The 16,063-nt window shown below is 39.4% G+C and carries 11 protein-coding genes and 1 tRNA gene; 6 read left to right on the forward strand and 6 right to left on the reverse strand.

Annotation, left to right across the window (positions count from 1 at the left end; all coding sequences use genetic code 11):
- Window positions 1–179: 179 nt before the first annotated feature.
- The 5 genes from DK880_RS03270 to topA all read right to left on the reverse strand — a co-directional run bounded on the left by DK880_RS03270 (window position 180) and on the right by topA (window position 6,166).
- On the reverse strand, window positions 180–605 hold the full coding sequence (locus tag DK880_RS03270; protein ID WP_162534153.1) for a ribonuclease P protein component: 426 nt from the start codon (window positions 603–605) through the stop codon (window positions 180–182).
- Between the two features lie 2 nt (window positions 606–607).
- Window positions 608–766, reverse strand: coding sequence for a 50S ribosomal protein L34 (rpmH, locus tag DK880_RS03275; protein WP_109997385.1), 159 nt, complete (start codon window positions 764–766; stop codon window positions 608–610).
- Between the two features lie 160 nt (window positions 767–926).
- Window positions 927–1,349 (reverse strand): tRNA (adenosine(37)-N6)-threonylcarbamoyltransferase complex ATPase subunit type 1 TsaE, encoded by a 423-nt coding sequence (gene tsaE, locus DK880_RS03280; RefSeq protein WP_109997386.1) that lies wholly within the window; start codon window positions 1,347–1,349, stop codon window positions 927–929.
- Between the two features lie 20 nt (window positions 1,350–1,369).
- Window positions 1,370–3,538, reverse strand: a complete 2,169-nt coding sequence (locus DK880_RS03285) for a MutS-related protein (protein WP_109997387.1) — start codon at window positions 3,536–3,538, stop codon at window positions 1,370–1,372.
- Between the two features lie 318 nt (window positions 3,539–3,856).
- Complete coding sequence (gene topA, locus DK880_RS03290; protein ID WP_109997388.1) at window positions 3,857–6,166, reverse strand: type I DNA topoisomerase; 2,310 nt, start codon at window positions 6,164–6,166, stop codon at window positions 3,857–3,859.
- Window positions 6,167–6,381: 215 nt separating this feature from the next.
- Here topA and DK880_RS03295 point away from each other — a divergent pair.
- The 6 genes from DK880_RS03295 (at window position 6,382) to DK880_RS03320 (ending at window position 14,431) form a co-directional block, all read left to right on the forward strand.
- Window positions 6,382–6,455 (forward strand) — tRNA-Phe (locus tag DK880_RS03295).
- Window positions 6,456–6,493: 38 nt separating this feature from the next.
- Complete coding sequence (gene secA / locus DK880_RS03300; protein ID WP_109997389.1) at window positions 6,494–9,607, forward strand: preprotein translocase subunit SecA; 3,114 nt, start codon at window positions 6,494–6,496, stop codon at window positions 9,605–9,607.
- Between the two features lie 168 nt (window positions 9,608–9,775).
- Window positions 9,776–11,287: a F0F1 ATP synthase subunit beta gene (atpD, locus tag DK880_RS03305; RefSeq protein WP_109997390.1), complete on the forward strand. Its 1,512-nt coding sequence runs from the start codon at window positions 9,776–9,778 to the stop codon at window positions 11,285–11,287.
- A 222-nt stretch (window positions 11,288–11,509) separates the two neighbouring features.
- Window positions 11,510–12,157, forward strand: a complete 648-nt coding sequence (locus tag DK880_RS03310) for an OmpH/Skp family outer membrane protein (RefSeq protein ID WP_109997391.1) — start codon at window positions 11,510–11,512, stop codon at window positions 12,155–12,157.
- Window positions 12,158–12,285: 128 nt separating this feature from the next.
- A complete protein-coding gene (locus DK880_RS03315) occupies window positions 12,286–13,089 on the forward strand; it encodes a hypothetical protein (RefSeq protein WP_162534154.1) in 804 nt (267 codons plus the stop codon).
- Window positions 13,079–14,431, forward strand: coding sequence for a peptidylprolyl isomerase (locus tag DK880_RS03320; RefSeq protein ID WP_109997393.1), 1,353 nt, complete (start codon window positions 13,079–13,081; stop codon window positions 14,429–14,431). The genes DK880_RS03315 and DK880_RS03320 overlap by 11 nt, the downstream gene beginning before the upstream one ends.
- A 282-nt stretch (window positions 14,432–14,713) precedes the next feature.
- Here DK880_RS03320 and DK880_RS03325 read toward each other — a convergent pair whose 3' ends face one another.
- The gene (locus tag DK880_RS03325; RefSeq protein WP_109997394.1) at window positions 14,714–15,763 is read right to left on the reverse strand and encodes an ankyrin repeat domain-containing protein; all 1,050 of its coding nucleotides are present in this window, start codon (window positions 15,761–15,763) and stop codon (window positions 14,714–14,716) included.
- Between the last annotated feature and the right edge of the window lie 300 nt (window positions 15,764–16,063).

The following is a 16,063-nucleotide window of genomic DNA, read 5'->3' on the forward strand; positions in this document are numbered from 1 at the left end:
TAAGATATGGTTATGATAGTGTTTATAAGATTAATTATGGAAAATCCTTTAGGGCCTACTGCATATTGTGATAAGGTAACGGGGCGGAAGAGAATAGGTATACTGATTTTTATAGTTATCAAGAAAAAAAGCAATAATATAATAAGGTCTACTACATACATGTTTTTCTATTTTTAAAGCTATTGACCCTGTTTTAGCAAAGTCCTAAGCTGGTATAATGAAGCAGTTACACATTTCCTTATAACAGAATAAGAGAGCTTATGGTAGCCTCCAGTATACACATATCCTATTAAAAAGACAAATTTAATTTCAACCATTTCTGAGCTGCGATCAAGTATATGTTTATGCAGGCGATAAGCTTCTTTAAGTAGACGTTTGATTCTATTGCGTGCAACAGAAGAGAAGTGTTTTTTAGGAACAGCGCAAAGCATTTGATTGCATAAAAAATGCTTTTTTTCCTTTTTTATAAAAAAAACTTTAAAAGGATAAAACTTTAGACAGCTACCCTCCTCAAAAAGCAGTTTAATATGCTGGCGGTTGGTTAGTCGATCATGTTTCGTCAATCTATGATTGACTAGACTACGAGATAGTTTATTAGCATTCAATATTATCTTTTATGTCTAGATTCATCAGAGATGGTTAATTTGGTTCTCCCTTTAGCCCTTCTTCTTGCTAGTATGGCTCGTCCGTTAGCGGTTGACATACGTTCCCTAAAGCCATGCTTATTTCTTCTTTTTCTAAGTGATGGTTGAAAGGTTCTTTTCATAATGATAATGCATTATAATAACTAATGGTTTTCTTCCCTAATTAAAGTAGTCTTTAACAGTAAAGCCTAACAATGGCCTGTAGGGGGATAGTAGACCCAACTCCCCCCTTAATCCCAAGATACGCAATAACTAAGACAAATTAAATAAAAAACGTATTCCCTATAAGGGAGCAATAGTATGACAAGTCAAATTTCTACTTGTATTTGTTTTGATTTCTATATTAATTAGTACATAACAGGAAGGCCAAATAGGCTTGATATTGGAAGGCCATTCTATAAAACAATAATAACCAGAAAATAAATAATATTCCAAATCTAATGCTATCACATCTTGTAGTGCATGGATGCGATAAAAATCAAAATGATAAATAGGATGCCCATGTCTTGTTTTATATTCATGAACAAGCGTAAAAGTAGGACTTTGTGCGTTTGTATATCCTAGTGCCGTACATAGTGCCTTCGTTAGAGTTGTTTTTCCGGATCCTATAGGACCTTCTAGCAAGAACACTTTTTGATTACCAGCATAATCTAATAATTTATAAGCGGTATCCAATAATGTTTCTTGGGAACTTTTTAAGATCATGTTGTGTGCATCATAGGGGATTATTTGACTTTCCTTAAAGAATTATGAAATCTTTCTGGGTACTGTACCATATATCTTGCTTGGTTTAGGACTGTCTTATCATATCCTTCCTGTTCAAGCAATTGTAAGGCAACTGCTTGGGTAGCTGCACCGGGTACAATTTTGTAGGTATACTGTAGCTTTTTGTTTTTGCCATCTGTTCTCTCTTCTTTTACAAATACTTTAAAATTTCTAATTCCACATCCTTTGATCTTAGATTCCAATCCCATTACCATAGGGTAATGCGAAGAAACAATATGCAATGCATTGCTATATTTAGCTATACAGGCAATGGTACTGTAGGCGGCAGCAGCACCTTCAACCGGATTAGTAGCAGAAAAAAGCTCATCCATAGCGGAAAAGATGAATGTATTTGGCTTAGAGGATGCTAACATGTGAATATAGTGATGCATGCGATCCATTTCTACCATAAAAAGGGAAGAACCATTTGCAATATCATCCCCTACTCCAATGTAAGTTATAATTTTGTTAAAGGGCGTTATGGTTGCCTGCTTCGAAGCTGCAATGCCAAAAGTTTGGCTAAGCAAGAGGTTGATGGCAACGCCAGAGAGAAAAGAAGATTTTCCACCTGCATTAGGGCCACAGAGTACCATATTGCGTGTTTCATTGGCATTCATTTCCACTTCATTATCTACAACTGTTTCAGGATTTAGCAGCGGATTCCACATACCATGAAATTGTATAGAGGGGCTCTCTTTTTGCGTACGATTTAGAAATTTTGTAAAAGTATAGCTATGTTTAGGATGTTTGGCATGGGCATGCGCTATTACCATAGCTATGCTCGCTAAGCTATCTAACTTTCCCAATGCATACATAGCAGGTTGTAAATGATTTTTGTATGCCTCAAAGAGATGGAAAGTAGCCAGCAATTTACCGCCATTTCCCATGATATAAGGCCAGTTATCGAATTTTATGTTCAACAAATTGCTTACCATGGTGCCTAGTTCAGTTTTCGTTTGACTTGTTAGTAACAATTGCCTTATTTCTTTTAAGGAACTGCCGTACACCGTTTCCAATGCTGGATTATTTATTACAATATTATTTAGTGATTGCATAGTCTGTAAGAGGCATTGTACATCTTGCAGACGAGTAGCCAGGTTGCGAAAAACCGTACTATATTCTTGGTAACGCTTTATGCTACGAAACACGCGCCACGTAGCTAACCCATGCATAACAGCACTGCCCAAAAAGGGCCAAAGTTGTGGCTTGCCATCGGTACGTAGGTAGTTACGGGTAACATCTACGATAGAATACAAAGGGACGAAGAAGGGTAAGGAGGCAAAACTTGATTTTAGATCTGATTGTACGAATCCCCCTTTGGTAAAGCTAGTCATTAATGCGTGGCTACCACAAAATACAACGCCTATTGCAGGAATCAGTACGTATTCTGCATATATATCCCTGAAGTTTCTCAAAGTAATGCGTTTATTCAGTTTAGCTGCATTTTTATTTATTGCAATGTTATCAGAAATAAAATGATTCTGCATGTAGGATCGACATTCCTTGGTATAGAGAGGATCTGTACTAGTCCAGAAGCTAAGTAAGCGAGGCTCTACCTTACGATAGGATACCAATACCTCTTGTAAAGCTTTTAAATAGTCTGGTTGCTCTACGAGCAATTTGACCATTTCTTGGCGGTTTAATAGAATGGATAGGTCGCTTGTTGGCGTAGCCAATAAGGTAGCCAATGCGCATTCCCCTAATACGGTAGTAGTTTTATTGATAGAGGCTAATAAATGATGCGATGGATTACTAGATGTTCCACAAAATAAAGCTAAATCAAGCCAAGCGTTGTGATTTAAAAGATCTTTATCTGTTGCTATCTGGTTGATAGCAAGGTCAGCAAATAAAGTACGCAATACCACTTTACGTTGCGTACTTTCAGCTAACGTTACTTCTCCTAAAGGTAGCTGCTTCTGCTTGGTGGGTTGCTGTACAGAAGCTATTAAAGGATGGGTGGGGGCTGTTTTCTGTGCAGTAGCAAAGGATCTAAGGTAATTATAGGCAATCTTAGTCATAAGCTTTTCATCCTGTATGGACCGAGTAGCCGATAGTTCATCTAAACCTATACAATAGAATAACAGGACATACAGCATACCCGTTATATTCCCCTTACTGTTATGCTTCATAAATAAATAATATAGTGATGTTAATTATAAATAATCAGCTATAAATAAAACTTATTTTATAGCTGGAAGTTATATGGTTTATACGTCCTTTCTCTCTTATTTTCTCTCCTTCCGCTCTTATCTTCCCCTTAATTAATATAAATAATTTCAGTTGGTAAAAAAATTGTTTGTATGGATATGGAATATAGTAGCTATATAGGTTATAGAGAGGATGTTTTTTTAATACAGCACATTGTACCGGTAATAAAAGTGTGCTTCTTCTGATACGTTTGCAATAAATGATGAACGGTTATGTATGGTTGAGTAGATGCGAGGCGTTTATATTTTTTTTGCCTTGCTTGCCTCTATAAGTGTTAAGCAATCTTCTAAGCTAAGTAGTTTAGGATCCTCAATTGTTTTGGGGATGCGTACATTTTTTTCTTTGCTTTTGATATAGGCCCCCCATCTTCCATTTAAGATTTGTATTTCTGGGTTCTCAGGAAAAACTTTAAGTAATTTTTCTTTTTCTTTTTGTCGTTTGGCTTGAATAATTTCTATAGCCCTTTCTTCCTCTAGGAGCAAGGGGTCATCGTTTTTATCTAATGCATAAAACAATTCCCCATGTTTGATATAGGGGCCAAATCTACCTATGTTTACCCATAGGGGCAGATCTTCCAATAGACCCACTGTTTTAGGGAATTTAAAAAGACCCAATGCCTCTTCTAAGGTAATACTTTCCATTCGTTGATTGGGTCGTAATCCTGCAAAACGGATTTTTTCCTCCTTCCCGTCTGCTTCGCTACCCAGCTGAACCAATGGTCCATATTTCCCTAGCCGAACAATTACCGAAGCATTTGTATTTGGATCTTTGCCCAAGTCTCTGCTGTAATTTACCGTAGATCTATCGATATTGGCGGTAGCTTGTACTTTAAGAGAGAAGGTACCATAAAATTCGGCTAACATCTGATTCCAGCGTTTAGTACCTTGTGCAATTTTGTCAAGTTCTTTCTCTATTTCTGCTGTAAAATTATAATCTGTAATGTCAGAAAAATGCTTAACTAAAAAATCATTTACTACTGCTGCGATATCAGTTGGAAAAAGCTTTTGCTTTTCTGCGCGAACAATTTCTGTTAAAGTTTCGGATTTAATGTGGTTATTTTGTAGCGTTAATAATTTGTAATTACGTGGGATTCCTTCGCGGGAGGCCAAAGTAATATAGCCTCTTTTTTGAATGGTAGAAATAATAGGTGCATAGGTAGAAGGGCGGCCAATCTCTTTTTCCTCCAAATCTCTTACCAAGGTAGCTTCCGTATAACGTGCAGGTGGTTGTGAAAAACGCTCTCTGGCTACCATTTTTTCTAATGGCAAAGGTTGGTTAATGGATAAAGGAGGTAACATTTTTTTATTTTCTTCCTCTGTTTCATTTTCTTCTTCTTTATCCGTTGCGTAAACCTTTAGGAACCCTTCGAATTGTAGCACTTCCCCCGTCGCTATAAGGCATTGATCCGTGGTAGAAATTTGAATGGTTGCAATGGTTTTTTCTATTTGTGCATCGGCCATTTGGGAAGCCATTGCTCTACGCCAAATGAGTGTATACAAGCGCTGTTCATCCCGGTGGTTGCTGGCAACCTTTACTGAAAAATCGGTAGGCCGTATGGCTTCATGTGCTTCCTGTGCGGTGGATGATTGGGTGGTATAGGTTCTGGTATGAGCGTAGACGGCGCCATAAGATTCCGTTACTTCATGGGAAATTTGTTGTAAAGCATGTTCAGAAAGATTTACAGAATCTGTACGCATGTAAGAGATTTTCCCAGTTTCATAGAGTTTTTGCGCCAATTGCATGGTACGGTTTACGGTATAGCCCAATTTTCTACTGGCCTCCTGTTGCAAACTAGCTGTGATAAAAGGGGGGGAGGGAGAGCGTTTTGATGCTTTTTTATTCAATGATTTAATAGAAAAAAGAGCCTGCTGGCATTTATTTAAAAATGCCCAAGCAGCTTCTTCTGTTTTAAATTTTTCGGAGCCTTCTGCTTTAAGCAGCTGTCCGGTTAGTAAAATAAAAAAAGCAGATATGGCAAAATTTGCCGTTGCAACAAAAGCATTAATAGCCCTTTCCCGCTCTACTACCATTCTTACTGCAGCAGACTGTACGCGACCAGCAGAAAGGCCTGGTTTGATTTTTTTCCATAGCAAAGGGGATAAATCAAACCCAACCAGCCTATCTAAGACACGTCTGGCTTGTTGGGAATTTACCAAATCTAGATCTATCGCACGTGGCTGCTTAAGGGCATTGGTAATGGCAACTTGGGTTATTTCTCTAAATACAATGCGTTGCACTTGGGTATCTGTTAGCTCAAGTGCTTCCTTAAGATGCCAAGAAATAGATTCCCCTTCTCGGTCGTCATCACTTGCTAGATAGATAAAAGCGGAATCTTTGGATAGCTTTTTAAGATAGCGTACGACCCCTTCTTTTCCAGGGCTGATTTCATAAATAGGTAAAAAGCCTTCCTCAATTTTTATGGCATGGTTTCCCTTAATAAGATCTCTAATATGGCCATTAGAAGAAGCTACTTGGTAATTATTCCCTAAGTAACGCTCGATAGTTTTTGCTTTTACAGGTGACTCAACGATAACTAAATTTTTCCCCATTGTATATAAAAATATAGATAGAAACTACTAAAACTAAACTAATATAAAAGATCTTTTTTATTTTAAATAGAGTTATAATAGTATGTCCGTTTGCAATCGGCGTATAACGCCTACTGTAAGTGCAGCAGGCTTCCCTGATTTGGCGAAGTAGGTTAAAATATGTAAATTGACGGTCAGGTAATTATAAATAAGTTAGTAACATAATAATTTTTGTTGGTGATGTAGCTCAGCCTGGTAGAGCATCGGACTGAAAATCCGTGTGTCGGAGGTTCAAATCCTCTCATCACCACCTTACCGTGCCACACCATTATCATACTAAGGACAAGGATGTTAAAACGCTTTATTTCTAAGATTTTTACTTCAGCTAAGGAAAAAAGAATCCACTGCTATAAACAAAAAGTAAAAGAAATTAATAAATTTTGTGAAAGCTTACATTCCCTTTCTCATGATCAATTACGTGAAGAGGTAATCAAAATTCGTCAAACCATAAAGGGGCGTTTGCATCCTATTGAGTCTGCTATGGTTTGTGTACAGCAAGCTATAGCAGCGGAGGAGCAGCTAACGGATCTTTCTACCTTGGTTCATCAGCAGGAAGACCAATATAAGCAGCTAGAAAGCCTACAAAAGGAGCATAAGTTAGCCTTAGCGGAGGTATTAGATCAGGTATTGATAGCTGTATTTGCCTTAGTCAAAGAGACGGCACGTCGTTTTAGGGATAACGAACAATTAAGGGTGATAGCTACTGATTTTGATCGGGCAGTAGCTGCCAGCAAGTCATATCCCCTTATAAAGGGTGCGCACGCTATTTGGAAAAATCGATGGGACGTTACGGGTCATCAGCTGGTTTGGGAAATGGTGCACTATGATGTTCAGCTCATAGGCGGGATGGTTTTACATGAAGGGGCAATAGCTGAAATGGCTACGGGTGAAGGAAAGACGTTTATTACTACGCTAGCTGCCTTCTTAAATGCGTTGAGTGGGAAGGGAGTTCATGTGGTTACTGTCAATGACTACCTAGCTAAGCGAGATGCAGAGTGGATAGCACCTATTTTTGAATTCCATGGATTAACGGTTGCCTGTATAGATTGCTATCCTGCTTATTCTACAGAGCGGCAGTATGCCTACCAAGCAGATATTATATTTGGCACCAACAATGAATTTGGGTTTGATTATCTACGGGATAATATGGCTACAGATGCGAGTGATTTGGTGCAGCGGGAGCATTATTTTGCTATTGTGGATGAAGTAGATTCTGTGCTCATTGACGATGCCAGAACCCCTTTGCTTATTTCAGGTCCTGTGGAGGAGAGTGACGAGCATATCTATAAAGCATTAGCCCCTAAGGTTGCCCAGCTTTATAAGTTACAAAAAGAGCTGGTAATTGCGTTTTTACAAGATGCTAAGCAAAAAATAAAAAGCGGGAAAAAGGAAGAAGGAGGATTGTCTCTTTTTCGTGCCTATAGGGGATTACCTAGATACAAACCCTTAATCAAGTTTCTCAGTGAGCAAGGCATTCGTCAGCTGCTGGATAGTGTAGAATCTTACTACCTACAAGAAAATGCAAAGATGATGCCTCAAGCAGATGAACCCCTTTTCTTTTCCATTGATGAGCGGCACAACAATGTGGAAATAACAGAAAAAGGGCTTTCCTATTTGAAAGAACAAGCGGAAGATCCTGAATTTTTTATACTACCAGATGTAGCAGCGCATATAGCGGCTATTGAAAATGATGCTTCCTTGAAACAGGAAGAAAGTGTAGCGATACGTACGCAATTCCAGCAGACCTACAAAGCAAAAGCACAGCGTATTCATGCCTTGCATCAACTTTTAAAGGCATATACCCTATTTGAGAAAGATGTAGCGTACATTATAGTGAACCGGGAGGTAAAAATTGTGGACGAGCAGACCGGTAGGGTTTTAGAGGGGCGCAGGTACTCAGATGGCTTACATCAAGCATTAGAAGCAAAGGAGGGGGTTCCCATTGAAAAACCTACGCAAACATATGCTTCCATTACGCTTCAAAGCTATTTCCATATGTATGATAAGCTAGCGGGGATGACTGGTACAGCAGAGACGGATGCGGAAGAATTTTGGGAAATTTATGGATTAGCGGTAGTCACTATTCCAACCCATAAGCCACTATTGCGTGCAGATAAGGAGGATAAAGTATATAAAACGGTACGGGAAAAGTTTAATGCTATTATTGAGGAAATAGTTGCTTTATCTGGGCAAGAGCGGCCTGTGTTAGTAGGTACCACCTCAGTAGAGATATCTGAATTAGTGAGCAGGATGCTTTCTTTTCGCAAGATTCCCCATCAAATTTTAAATGCCAAGCACCATCAAAAAGAAGCAGAAATAGTGGCCCAAGCCGGCGTATCCGGTACGGTTACCATTGCTACAAATATGGCTGGTCGGGGTACAGACATCAAATTAACGGCAGAAGCCAAAACAGCAGGGGGGTTGGCTATCATTGGTACGGAGCGGCATGAGTCTAGGAGGGTTGATAGGCAATTGCGTGGTCGTTCAGGGCGTCAGGGGGATCCTGGTTCTTCTCAATTTTTTCTTTCGCTAGAGGATAGCTTAATGCGCCTCTTTGGTTCTGATAGGATTGCAGCCATTATGGATAAAATGGGTTTAGAAGAGGGCGAGGTAATCCAGCATAGTATAGTCAGTAGATCTATTGAGAGAGCGCAAAAAAAGGTGGAGCAAAATAATTTTGCCATGCGCAAGCGGTTGCTAGAGTACGACAGTGAAATGGGGACCCATCGCAATGCGGTATACCAGAGGCGTACCCATGCCTTATTGGGGAAAGGGGTAGAGGTAGATGTGATGCATATGCTCTATGATACGGTGACCAACATTGTGGAGCATGAGGATAGTAGGTTAGACAGCCATTATTTCAATCCTATTTTTGCTTCTTTGTTTGGTGTACCTACTGCTTTCTCAGAGTCATTTTTTGTAGGTAAAAAAAAGGCACTCCTTATAGAAGAATTGTATACCTATTTAGTCAAGTTATACCAGGAACGTTTGGTAGCGCTTCAAACCAAATTGTGGCATTCTTTTCAGGGAGTTGTGCGTACAGGTAAGCAGCGCAGCATGGTAGCGGCTCCTTTTTTTGATGGTAAAACCTATGTAAAGGCAGAAGCGTATCCCGATGTTTTTTTAGCTTCTCAAGGAAGAGCCCTTATAAAGCATTTAACCTGTGTGGTAGTGCTGCATATCATTGATCAACATTGGAAGAGCCATTTACGTGTGATGGATGATTTAAAGCAATCGGTACAGAATGCGGTTTATGAAAGGCAGGATCCTATAATCACGTTTAAATTTGAAGCGTATCATTTGTTTAGGAAATTTATGGCTACGATAAGCCAAGAAATCGTCTCTTTTTTGTTTCACGCCGATCTTTATCTACAGTTACCCTCCCCTAATGGGCGTCAGTAAGGGAAAGGTAGTGAAAGTTCACTCTTTTCCTTAAATTGAATAAAAGATTTTGCAGAAGGCATACAATGGGTTGAGTGGAATGGCCTGTAAGGATTACCCATTTGTGGTTGTGTGAGCTATTTAATGGGTAGATTATAATTTTATTACACTTTGAACGTATAAGCAGTAATGTCCAGCGCTGGAAAAGTAATTCAAATTATAGGTTCTGTAGTTGATGTACGCTTTGAAGAAGCGGCTACCTTACCCTGCATATTGCATGCACTGCATATCAAAACGCCTTCTGGTAAGGTAGTTACGTTAGAATGTCAGCAGCATTTGGGTGAGCATTGCATACGAGCCATTGCAATGGAGAGCACAGAAGGATTAACGCGTGGTTTAGAAGTGGTAGATACAGGTGCGCCCATTCAAGTACCGGTAGGAAATGCGGTAAAGGGGCGTTTATTCAATGTAGTAGGTCATGCCATAGATGGCATGGAGCAGCCGCTAGTAGATCAAAAGCGATCGATTCATCAGCCTGCTCCAGCGTTTGATCAGCTCATTCCTACTACAGAAATTCTATATACTGGTATTAAAGTAATTGATTTATTAGCTCCTTATGTAAAGGGGGGTAAAATTGGTCTCTTTGGTGGTGCGGGGGTAGGTAAAACGGTCTTAATCATGGAGCTTATTGATAAGATTGCTAAGTCTTATAATGGGCTTTCCATATTTGCGGGAGTAGGGGAACGAACACGTGAGGGGAATGATTTATTGCGTGAGATGATTGAGGCTGGGGTCATTAATTATGGGGAAGCTTTTAGGCATGCTATGGAGCAAGGGGATTGGGATTTGCGTAAGGTAGATCCGCAAGCATTAAAAACTTCGCAAGCTACGTTGGTGTTTGGACAGATGAATGAATCACCAGGTGCCAGAGCACGCGTAGCGCTTACGGGTCTTTCTATTGCAGAGTATTTCCGTGATCAAGAGGGCAGTGGCAAGGATATTCTTTTTTTTATTGATAATATTTTTCGTTTTACGCAAGCTGGTTCAGAGCTATCTGCTTTATTAGGCAGGATGCCTTCTGCAGTAGGGTATCAACCTACATTGGCTACAGAAATGGGTGCTATGCAGGAGCGTATTACTTCTGTTAGAGGCGGCTCTATTACCTCTGTGCAAGCTATTTATGTACCAGCAGATGACCTGACGGATCCTGCGCCTGCAACTACTTTTACTCATTTGGATGCTACTACAGTGCTTTCTAGAAAGATAGCTGCCTTGGGTATTTATCCGGCAGTAGATCCTTTAGATTCTACTGCTAGGGTGTTAAGCCCGGAAATAGTGGGGCAACTGCATTATGATACGGCACATAGGGTAAAAAAAATGTTGCAGCGCTATAAAGAGCTACAAGATATTATAGCTATTTTAGGCATGGATGAGCTTTCAGAAGCGGATGCACAGCTGGTTTATCGGGCTAGAAAAGTACAGCGTTTTTTATCGCAGCCTTTTAATGTAGCAGAAAAGTTTACAGGCATTAAGGGAGCGTCTGTGCCTATAGCGGATACCATTAAAGGCTTTACGATGATCATGGATGGCACATTGGATCATCTGCCGGAAACTGCTTTTAACTTGGTGGGTGGCATTGAACAAGCTATAAGCAAAGGAGAAAAATTGCTATCAGAAGGGAATAATGTGGTTGGTTTATAAATCCTACTTGCTGTTTAGGGGGAGTGTTTTTGCATATATTTTTTTTCTTTATTAAATTTATTCGTAAATTTCGAAGGATCATTGAATTTTACATTAGGATATAGCAACAGGCAAAAGAAGGATAGCTGAATGGCAATAGCTTGGGAAGTGGTGGGGGTGTTTATTGTTTAGGTCTTAAAATGACTATTTTAATGTTAACTTAACTATTTAAATTACATCGGAATGAATTATAAATTTTTATCTTTTTTAGTGCTGATTATTTGCATGCGGACAAGCGTAAAAGCTGACGTGGCTCCTGAAGCTGCTCCTAAGGCAGCGGCTGTTTTAAAAATTGGCTATGTAGATGTGGGTTATGTTTTGGAGCAGTTACCAGAAGCTAAGAAGCGTGTAATGGATCTTACGAGTTTTGACAAACAAATGGAGAATCAAGTTAAATCGAAACATAAAGAATTTCAGGAAAAAATGGCTTCTTTTCAAGAGGAAAAGGATAAGCTTACACAAGCGCAGCAGAATCAGAGGCATGCAGAGCTAACTAAGTTACAAGAGGCTGTTCAAGAGCTTTGTATGACTGCTTCCCATAAAATTCAGCAGAAGCATCATGAGCTCATGGAGCCACTTCATGCACGTATGCGAGAGGTTATTCGTAAGGTTGCAGAGGAAGGTTCCTATACCTTTGTTTTTTCTAAAGAAGCTTCAGGAATAAAGGAGTCTGTGTTACTTTTTGCTCAAAAATCTTTTGATCTTTCTGAGCTTGTGTTGGAAAGACTAAAAAAAGAAGCGCCCCTTGTAGTAGAAGCCAAGCCACCTGTAGTAGGCGATCGAAAGGATACGAAGGCCCCTGCTAAGGCTGCTACAGAGAAGAAAAAGTAAAAAAACAATTCCTAAGGAGTAGAAGAGGGCATTTTGTGGTGCGTAAGTTGTTTTTTTTTGGGTTAATTTTAGTGGTAGGTTGCGTGTTTATACGCTCTTATTACAGGAGTAAGAGGTCTATGCCCTATATGCAGTCATCTTCTCTGGTTGCTCAGGTAAGTAAGCAATGCTTATATGCTGCTGATGTGGAGGAAGGGTTGCCTGCTGATTCTTCTGAAAGGAATATAGCTATAAACCGATATGCTGAAGCATGGGCGTGTAAGCAGCTGTTGGTCGCAGAAGGTATGAAGCATTCTTCTTTTCAACAGCAGCTTATGCCGGCAATAGAGCAGCAAGTGGCTACCTATAAGGAAGATCTATTGGTACATCATTTCTTAGATGATCGGGTCAAGCGTGCTTCGCATAATGAAGTATCTTTGGAAGAAATCACAGCTTACTATAAGGGCAAGCAGGATGATTTTATGCTTAATCATGCTATAGTAAAAGGTCTTTTCCTGGTTATCCCTAAACGAACCCGTGGTGTTAATGCTGTCAAGTCTTGGATGCTATCATCCAGCGCTGCAGATCGTAAAAAATTAAAGGATTATTGCAAGCGTCATGCTCAGGTGGCTTTATTAGAAGAAGATAAATGGGTTTCATGGGAATCCATTTTAGCACGAATGAACTATTATCCCTTGGGCAGTAATGATCCCACTAGAGTGGTAAAAACTAATAAATTTATTCATGCGGCCGATCGAAAATGCCTCTATTTACTAAAGATAAATCAATATAAGCTAGCAGAAGAGAAGGCTACCGCGCCATTAGAAGTAGTGGCTGATCGAATCAAAGCAATTATATTGCATAAAAGAAAGTTAAAGCTTATTAAAGAGATTAAAGCTAATCTTTTACGAGAAGCTAAAAAAAACCATACATGTGTTATTCATGTTCAGTAAAAAGAAATTACGTTGTTTAGTTGTATATTTTTTTGCTTCTGTGTTACTATTCATGCAGGGGCATGCTTCAACGCTATTATTGGATAAAGTGATTGCTACTGTGGACGAAGAGCAGATCTTATATTCTGATTTAGAGGGGCTATGTGCACAATTAGAGCTTGAAGGAAAAGCAACAGATCCTGCTGCAAGAAGAAATCTATTACATCAGTTAATTTTGAGTAAATTGTTTTTAGCGAAAGCACGTATAGAGGCGATCAAGGTAGAGGAAGCAGTTATTCAGCGGCAATGTGATGCTTATCTAGCAGTTTGGATCAAACAAGCAGGTTCTGAAGAGAAGCTTGTAGCGCATTTCCATAGGCCTATTAAGCAGATTAGGGCGATGTTAAAAGGTGATTTGGAGGAACGTGCTTTAATGGCTGAAGTAAAGCGCAAGCTTATAGAGCCGGTGGTAGTTACACCCTCTGAAGTGAAGGATTATTTTGAGAGATTACCCCTAGACAAGCGTTCTTACTATCCTACTGCTTTTGAGCTATTGCAGCTGGTTATTTACCCGAAGGTAGCACCCGCTAATTTGGAGGCGGCCAAGCAGAAGCTTTTGGCCATAAAAAAGAAATTAGTTGCAGATCCTACTGCTTTTGCTGCTTTAGCCAAGGCACATTCAGAGGATCCTATTTCAGCTTCTAATGGAGGGGCATTAGGCTGGGTAGCCATGGGTACATTAGATCCTGCTTATGAAGCAGCAGCTCTTTCGCTTAAGGTCGGTGCCATAAGCGATCCTGTATGGTCTTCTTTTGGGTGGCATCTCATAGAGTTATTAGGACGTAATACAAATCAATACAATACCCGTCATATATTGCATATGGTACACCCTACGCAAGAGGAGATTGATCTTACTGAGGTAGAATTGAATCAAATTAGAGAAAAGATCGTACAGGGTACATTAACCATGGAAGCTGCCATACAGCAATATGCAGAAGACAAAAATAACCCGCATGTACCTAGTTTAACAGACCCTAGCAAGGAGCAAGAGCGGATTTCTGCTGCTTTGCTGCCTGTTGATTCCTTGGACCCAGCAGTATATTTTGCTGTTGAAGGACTTCAAGTGGGTGAAGTAACCAAGCCCCAATTTATCCATAACTATCGTAAGCCAGCTTGGCGGTTGCTTTATGTAAAACAAAAAGTGGAAGCACATGCGATGAATTTAGTACAAGATTATGCCATAATCCATGATCGTTTGCTACAAGAAAAGCAGCAACAAGTACTTCAAAAATGGGTTCAAGATGCGCAATCAACTTTTATTATTGATATTGACCCAGCCTATCAGTTAAGTGATGGGTTATAGCTACTAAGGGGTTTAGGTCATCATGGGCATATGCTATGCCTCATCAATGTGCGATTGTTAACCTTTAATAGCAGCAGCTTAGTTCTTTAGTTATTAGGGGTGAGCTCAGTTCTTGCTTATAAACCCAGTAGCCGTAATCTTTCGCGCTCATCTTTGCTTATAAACTTATCAGCTGGAAAAATGGAAGGTATGGAAGGTATGGAAGGTATGGAAGGTATCCCCCTTTTGCTTGTATAGCAAAGAGGGATACCTTTACTTCGTGTTGCCCATTGCAATGGTTAATTAGGTATTAAACCTATCTATAATAGTGAGTAGTTCGTCCCCATAGGTTCTAGTAAGTTTTCTGCCTGGTACTATACTTTTTCTTTCGTATAGAGCAGTGATCTCTCTTCTTATCTCTTCTTTTCTCTCCTCATTGAGCTCCCCTCCCATATACGTTAATAAATCGGTGAAATGTTTTTTAGCTTTTTTGCCCTGTAGTGGCAACACCCCCTCTAACACACAAGCACCTAATACACTCTCCCCATTTGAATCTTTTTCAAAGAGTTCCTTAATGACTCTGCTTTTATCTTTTTTTAGATAGGCATGGCTCAATACGGTATTTAGCTGGTTGGAGCTGGCGGCTGTATGCAAAAATGTCCTATTTTTTGTGTCCTTTGACCACAACTTATCTATATTGCTACTATTTCTGTCTAGTATTTTTTTTACGATTGCCTGCTTATTGGTTTCAATAGCCAGCTGTAGGGGGTTCTGCCTTGTTTTAGGCAATGCTGACGTACTATCTAATTTCTGCGCCTCTACATTGTCTAACAAATATTGGACTATCTCATGTTTCTTATTGCTAAGAGCATAGGCCAATGATTTACCCTTGTTCCCCGCCTCATTGACGTTAATGTATGGACATGCTAAGAGTTTCTGTAGTATGTTAAGCCTCCCTTGTTTTATAGCTAAACCTACTGCTGTTAACCCATCCTTTGCTATATTGTTTGGGAAATCACCATAGCGATCTGCCTTATTATTCTTGTTTTCCTGAATGATCCTTTCTAAGATCGCCTCAACTTTTTCCATATCTCCTTCATTGACCGCTTCATATAAGTAATTGTTTTTTTTGGGCGTAGTTTGGCTAATATCTGGAATTTTCTCTATCTGGTAGCGAGCGCTTGCTAGTTTTATTGCTGATGTTTTAGGTGAGCCTTCCCTGGTACAGGTTCTTGCCTGTAGCAGACAAACCAAAGATGCTATCCACAATACGCGCGTGTAGTGCAACCAGCCAGTAAGTTGTCCTATGAAAATAAGTCCTTTCCTATCAACTTTTTTATTATCTTTTGTCATTATCAATTGTTATTTAAAATTGTATATTTTTTTGATATTGTGTTATTAAACGTTTTTTTGAGACAGGCAGAGCCCTCTTTTCAGTTTCATCGCTTCTCTATAAACGTGTCCCATTCCTATTTTGGATTGGAATAACTTGTATATTTTTAAATCATATGGATTAACTGTTTAAAATGTTAGAAGAAGCATTATAAATCCTACTTTGCGTCTTATGCGTCTTATTTTTAATATATCAATATTGCTGTATAAAACAAATCTTACTTGTGGTTAGAGCTATTATCCATTATATGGAGCTATTTT

It is taken from the genome of Candidatus Cardinium hertigii, from assembly GCF_003176915.1.
GTDB lineage: Bacteria > Bacteroidota > Bacteroidia > Cytophagales > Amoebophilaceae > Cardinium > Cardinium hertigii_A.